The 6,148-nt window shown below is 51.6% G+C and carries 1 protein-coding gene and 1 pseudogene; both read right to left on the reverse strand.

Annotated features, from left to right (window positions below):
• The coding region (locus IM485_RS08945) for a beta strand repeat-containing protein (protein ID WP_287742517.1) at nucleotides 1–4,551 on the reverse strand (4,551 nt) is incomplete at its 3' end.
• 430 nt (nucleotides 4,552–4,981) lie between these two features.
• Nucleotides 4,982–5,817, reverse strand: a pseudogene (locus IM485_RS08950) (transposase); the annotation flags it as partial.
• Nucleotides 5,818–6,148 lie beyond the last annotated feature (331 nt).

Genomic DNA, 6,148 nt, shown 5'->3' on the forward strand with positions numbered 1-6,148 from the left:
AAATTCGACGTTCTCAACTGTATCCGTGCCGTCGGGTGAGCCGCTACGATTGTCCACGATCGTGAAGTTGTTGGCTGAGCCACTGGTCGTATAGTCGGCAAAGTTACCGGCGTAGATCGCTGTATCGGTACCCGCACCACCGATGAGGGTATCGTTGCCCGCACCGCCATTTAGGGTATCGTTGCCCGTACCGCCATCGAGTTGGTTATCGGCAGTATTCCCGATGAGGGAGTCGTCACCGTCGCCGCCCACTAGGTTTTCGATACCGCTCAATACGTCTGTACCTTCTCCCGTGTTCTGGCCGGTAGTTAAAGTCAGGTTGACGGTGTTGTTGCCTGCGCCAAATACTGCTGTGTCGGTACCCGCACCACCGATGAGGGTATCGTTGCCCGCACCACCTTCCAGGCTGTCGTTGCCCGTACCGCCATCAAGTTGGTTATCGGCAGTATCCCCGATCAGTACGTCGTCACCGTCGCCGCCCACCAGGTTTTCGATACCGCTCAGTACGTCTATACCCTCGCCCGTGTCCTGGCCGGTAGTTAAATTCAGGTTGACGGTGTTGTTGCCGGCACCAAATACTGCCGTGTCACTACCCGCACCACCATTTAGTGTATCGTTGCCCGCACCACCTTCTAGGGTATCGTTGCCCGTACCGCCATCGAGTTGGTTATTGCCAGCATTCCCGATAAGGGAGTCGTCACCGTCGCCGCCAGCTAGGTTTTCGATACCGCTCAATACGTCTGTACCTTCTCCCGTGTTCTGGCCGGTAGTTAAAGTCAGGTTGACGGTGTTGTTGCCTGCGCCAAATGTTGCTGTGTCGGTACCCGCACCACCGATGAGGACATCGTCGCCCGCACCACCGATGAGGGTATCGTTGCCCGCATTACCATTTAGGAAATCGTTGTCCGTACCACCATCAAGTTGGTTATTGCCAGCATCCCCGAAAAGTGCGTCGTCGCCAGCACCGCCAACAAGGTTTTCGATACCGCTCAGTGCGTCTGTACCTTCGCCCGTGTCCTGGGGGCCGGTAGAAGCCAGGTTGACGTTGTTGTTGCCTGCGCCAAATACTGCCGTGTCGTTGCCATCGCCGCCGGAGAGCGTGTCGTCTCCTGCACCACCACTTAGGTTGTCGTTGCCCGTACCGCCATCGAGTTGGTTCGCATTATTATCCCCGATAAGTACGTCGTCACCGTCGCCGCCCACTAGGTTTTCGATACCGCTCAATACGTCCGTACCTTCGCCCGTGTTCTGGCCGGCAGTTAAAGTGAGGTTGACGGTGTTGTTGCCTGCGCCAAATATTGCTGTGTCACTACCCGCACCACCAGAGAGGGTATCGTCGCCCGCACCACCATTTAGGGTATCGTTGCCCGTACCGCCATCGAGTTGGTTATTGCCAGTATCCCCGATAAGTGAGTCGTTGCCGTCGCCGCCCACTAGGTTTTCGATACCGCTCAATACGTCTGTACCTTCTCCCGTGTTCTGGCCGGTAGTTAAAGTCAGGTTGACGGTGTTGTTGCCTGCCCCAAATGTTGCTGTGTCGTTGCCATCGCCGCCGGAGAGCGTGTCGTCTCCTGCACCACCACTTAGGTTGTCGTTGCCCGTACCGCCATCGAGTTGGTTATTTGCAGTATCCCCGATAAGTATGTCGTCACCGTCGCCGCCCACTAGGTTTTCGATACCGCTCAATACGTCTGTACCTTCTCCCGTGTTCTGGCCGGTAGTTAAAGTCAGGTTGACGGTGTTGTTGCCGGCACCAAATACTGCCGTGTCACTACCCGCACCACCAGAGAGGGTATCGTCGCCTGCACCACCATTTAGGGTATCGTTGCCGTTGTTGCCCACCAGGCCGTCGGCACCACTGCTACCCGTGAGCGAATCGGAACCAGCCCCAGCCAGCAAGACGGTGACTTGACCTGAAGCTGACTGATTGCCTGTAGCGGTGAGATCGAAGTTGACAGACAGACTGGACGGAATGTTCTGTAGATTGAAGTCTGTATCAACGTTGTTGAAGGAATTATTGGTTATGCTGCTGCCAAGTGCCAGATTCACGGCGTTGGCGCCGATGCTGAAGCCAGAGCCAGAATTGCTGATGGTGTTGTTGGATGCAGTGGTTACTGGGCCATTGAAGAGTTCCAGGTTGAATGCAGTCCTTGCATAGGAAATGGTGTTATCGGTGATGGTGAGCGAGGCATTCTGTCCGTCAGACCAAATGCCCCGGTTCCAACTGGCTGTGCCGTAAAGGCCTTGGGAGTCGCCAGAAATCAGGTTCCCATCAATAACAACGTGGCCTGCCACCGATGTCCAGAGATAGATGGCGCGATCTGTATCGTTGCCGTTGGCGGCTGTGGCCCAGATCACATTGTTCAGAAGTTGAACAGTGGCTGAGGCTCCCAGTGCCGTTACTTCAATGCCGTTCTGCGGAGTTGTGCCGTCGGAGGTGTTGAGTACCCTAAATCCATCGAGGGTGGCTCCGGCGGATACGGTCACCTTGCCCTGAATCACCGACTCAGCAACGCGAGTGCCGCTGCCCAAGACCCCGGCGTTCGCACCGAGGATCGTCAACGACTTGTTGACGGTGAGGTTCTCGGTATAGGTCCCGGCTCCGACAACGATGCGATAGCCGTCGGCTGCCGCATCGATCGCCGCCTGGATGGCCGTGAAACCGCCCACCAAAACGTCGTCGTTGTCGAACAACTGGACTGTACTAAAGATGCCAGCGACTGGAACCGTCACGTCCGCGAATTGCAAGAATTCGACGTTCTGAACTGTATCGGTGCCATCGGGCAAGTCGTCAAGATTGTTCACGATCGTGAAGTTGTTGGCCAAGCCCGTGATCGTATAGTCGGCAAAGTTACCAGTGTAGATCGCTGTATCGGTACCCGCGCCACCTTCAAGGTTGTCATCACCCGCGCCACCTTCAAGGTTGTCATCACCCGCACCACCACCGATTGTGTCATTGCCGCCGTTGCCAGAGATCTGGTCGTTGCCATCGCCGCCAGAGAGCGTGTCGTTGCCCGCATCACCATTAATTGTGTCGTTGCCCGTTCCACCGATGAAGGTGTCGTTCCCGTCGCCAGCGTTGAAAGTGACCGTACCAGAGCCTTCCACCTGCACGGTGTCATTGTTGGCGGAGCCGTCGATGGTTGTTGCGCCGGTGATGTTGAGTAGGCCGTCAGCTGCAGGCTGGCTCGACTCCAATCGGCCGATCTGCACAACGCCAGAGTTGATAATGTTACCGGTGACATCGAGACCGGTGAACGTCACTGGTCCGTTCGAGGCGGCATCGTGCAGGTCGCGCACGAAGATGGCGTTAGTTGCCGCGGACACAGTGTTGCCGGTCACGTCCACGTCCATCGTCACGCCGGAAACCACAGGAGCCGTGCCGCCAGTATTGAGAACGATACCGCTGACCACATTGCTCACGGTGTTGCCCGTGATGTCAACGTTGTCCATGCTGCGCTGGCTGAGACCGATGATGCCCAAGTTTGCGCCGCTGACCGTGTTGTTGCTGACGATGACGTTGGAGATTGCTCGGTCGCTCATTGATAACTGCACGATCCAGGGTGCCGCCGTATTTGCCGCCGTGGCATCGGTGGGCGAGACCAGCCCAAGATCGATGATGTTGTTCGACACCGTCGCGTTCAGAACGCCGTCGAGGTTGATGCCGCGGCGACCCGTGGAGGAAGAGTTGGTGTGGTTGATGACGTTGCCCGTAACGGTCAGCCCATCGACGTTGAAGAGCACCATGCCCGTCAATGCGTTGCCGACGATGTTGTCAATCTTATTGTTGGTGATCGTCCAGTTATCACTGCCGATGCCACCGCCGCTACCCAAACCAAGCCGGATGGCCGAATCGGTCGTATTCTGAATCAGGTTGTTGCGAATCGTCAGGTTGTCATAGGGGTTGGCTCCAGACTCACCGCGAATTGCCGATGCTCCGCCGTTGAAGGCCATGCCATCTACCGTGATACCGTTGGCGGCGATGGTGATGTTGCCTGTCAGCGTACTCTCAGCGCCGCGAGTGCCGCTGCCGGAGATCCCAGCGTTCGCACCGAGGATCGTCAGGGACTTGTTGACAATCAGATTTTCGGAATAAGTACCAGCCGCCACAATCACGGTGTCACCCGCACTCGCTGCGTTAATCGCCGCTTGGATCGTGGCGAAACCGCCAGTCCCCACGAGCAGGAACTTGCCAGCTTCGGCACCATCAAGGATCTCAACATTGATCAGCTGATCTGTGCCTTCGGGGGTACCTGTGGCCACCTGCCAGAAAGTCGGCTGTTTACTGATCATCTCTTTCGTCAGTGACACTGTATAGGTCGCCGTGTCCGTCCCCGCTCCGCCATCGAGTGCATCGTTGCCGCCGCCGCCGGAGATCGTATCGTTGCCACCATTGCCAGAGATCAGATCATCACCATCGAGACCGTTAGAAGTATCGTTACCATTATCAAGAACAATATTGTCGTCACCAGTAGTTCCATCAGTGATGTTATCATCGAGCAGATTTCCATCAAAAATATCAGTAAAAACTGGATTCAGAAAAGGGGCCACTTTTCGTACCTCGCTATACAAATTACTATCTAGGCGCAGCCTTTCTCGTCAAGGTGAAGTGCAGACCAATCCTTGCTAATCAGGTATTTCAGATGCAAGAACGAGTCTCATAGATCCGAGAAACGCTGTATTCTACCCAGATAGTTCCCACTCTATATCTAGTAGAACTATTCGCTGCATTTCCTTAAAACTCTGTAACATTAACAAAGAGCCGATACTCTGCACATCTTCATATACTTCTATATATAATTAATTTTTTCTGAGAAAAAACATTGGCTCTTCTAGGTTCTGTGTGATAAGTTTAACTTACATAGCATCGATCAATCTTGGTGTCCTTTGTGGTTCGTTCCACCCCCTCGCTAGGAGGAATGTATCTTAGAATACATTTTACCCACTAAACCCAAGAGAGTCAAACATTACAATTCTTCACCTTGATAAATCCGAATTTCCCTTTTATTGCATTGCGAAAACTCTCGTCCTCTTGCGCTTGTTTTTTTAGTTCAGTGCTTCGATTTTTCGGTGGTCTTCCCAAGGATAATCTACTTAATCTTATTCCTCTTTCCTTACACCATGCCAAGTTTTCTCTGGTTCGATAAATTTTATCAACATGAACGGATTCTGGATAACAACCATAGGTCTCTTTAAAGTTTTTTACTTGCGCTTTCAAAGCTTGAGATTCATTAAAGTTTTCCCAAGACAAACGGTGTAAAAATACATAATGATCTACATAAGACACCGAGAGCTTTGCCCCAAATTCCGTCAGTTTTCCGGCTTTACCTCTGACGATAGGACGTACATGAGGTTGACTTAAACTGACAATTATCTGGTCAACCCTTGTTTTGTTCTCTGACCACATCTCCCGTTGTTGACTTCAGACTTCTTCAATGACTAATAGCACTTTATATTGTCTTTTACTTAAACAAGTTAAGGAAGCTCCTAATTCAATTAGTTGGTCTATATAACCTAAGTTTCTTTGAATATATCCCAATTGTTAGCCAATGACTTTCCGTCTTTCTTTTGGAGATTGACGAGGTTTTTTAGCGACTTTTAAATAGTTTTTTCTCGCTATTTTTCGGGAATTTCTTGGTTTATTAGTTAACTTTTCTTTGGCTTCTTGGTAGAGACAATCTAGGATTTTTCCGTGCTTTGATGAGCTTGATTTAATAGGTCTAAATCTGTAGGATACTTAATATCGGCAGGCGCACAAGTCGCATCTAATATTAATTTTCCTGCATTGGGCTGCTCCCTTTCTTCTCCTCGCTCTTCTGCTCTGGCAAAAAAGGGCAGTTCAAATAATTCGGATTCTGATCGAGTTGCTGTGGAGATACGATACATCTGTGCTGAATAAAAAAAGTGCCTGGCTTTTAGGGTATTTTACCTTTTTTTGGGCTTTTTTTCTCGACCTTATTGAGTCGAAACCTTTTTCCTATCGGCATTTCAGGCTTTTTCAGCAAGCCCTAGGGCTTGCTGAATAAATCTAAAAACCTTGTTGGATAAGGCTTTTAGACTTTTTTGACCTCAAAAAGTGCCGACCATTGGAGGGATCAGGGGTAAAATTCAGGTACTTTTTCCCTGAAAATTAGGTAACTGACTACCT

Origin of the sequence: Microcystis sp. M169S2 (genome assembly GCF_020245865.1) — a bacterium.
Lineage (GTDB): Bacteria > Cyanobacteriota > Cyanobacteriia > Cyanobacteriales > Microcystaceae > Microcystis > Microcystis ichthyoblabe_A.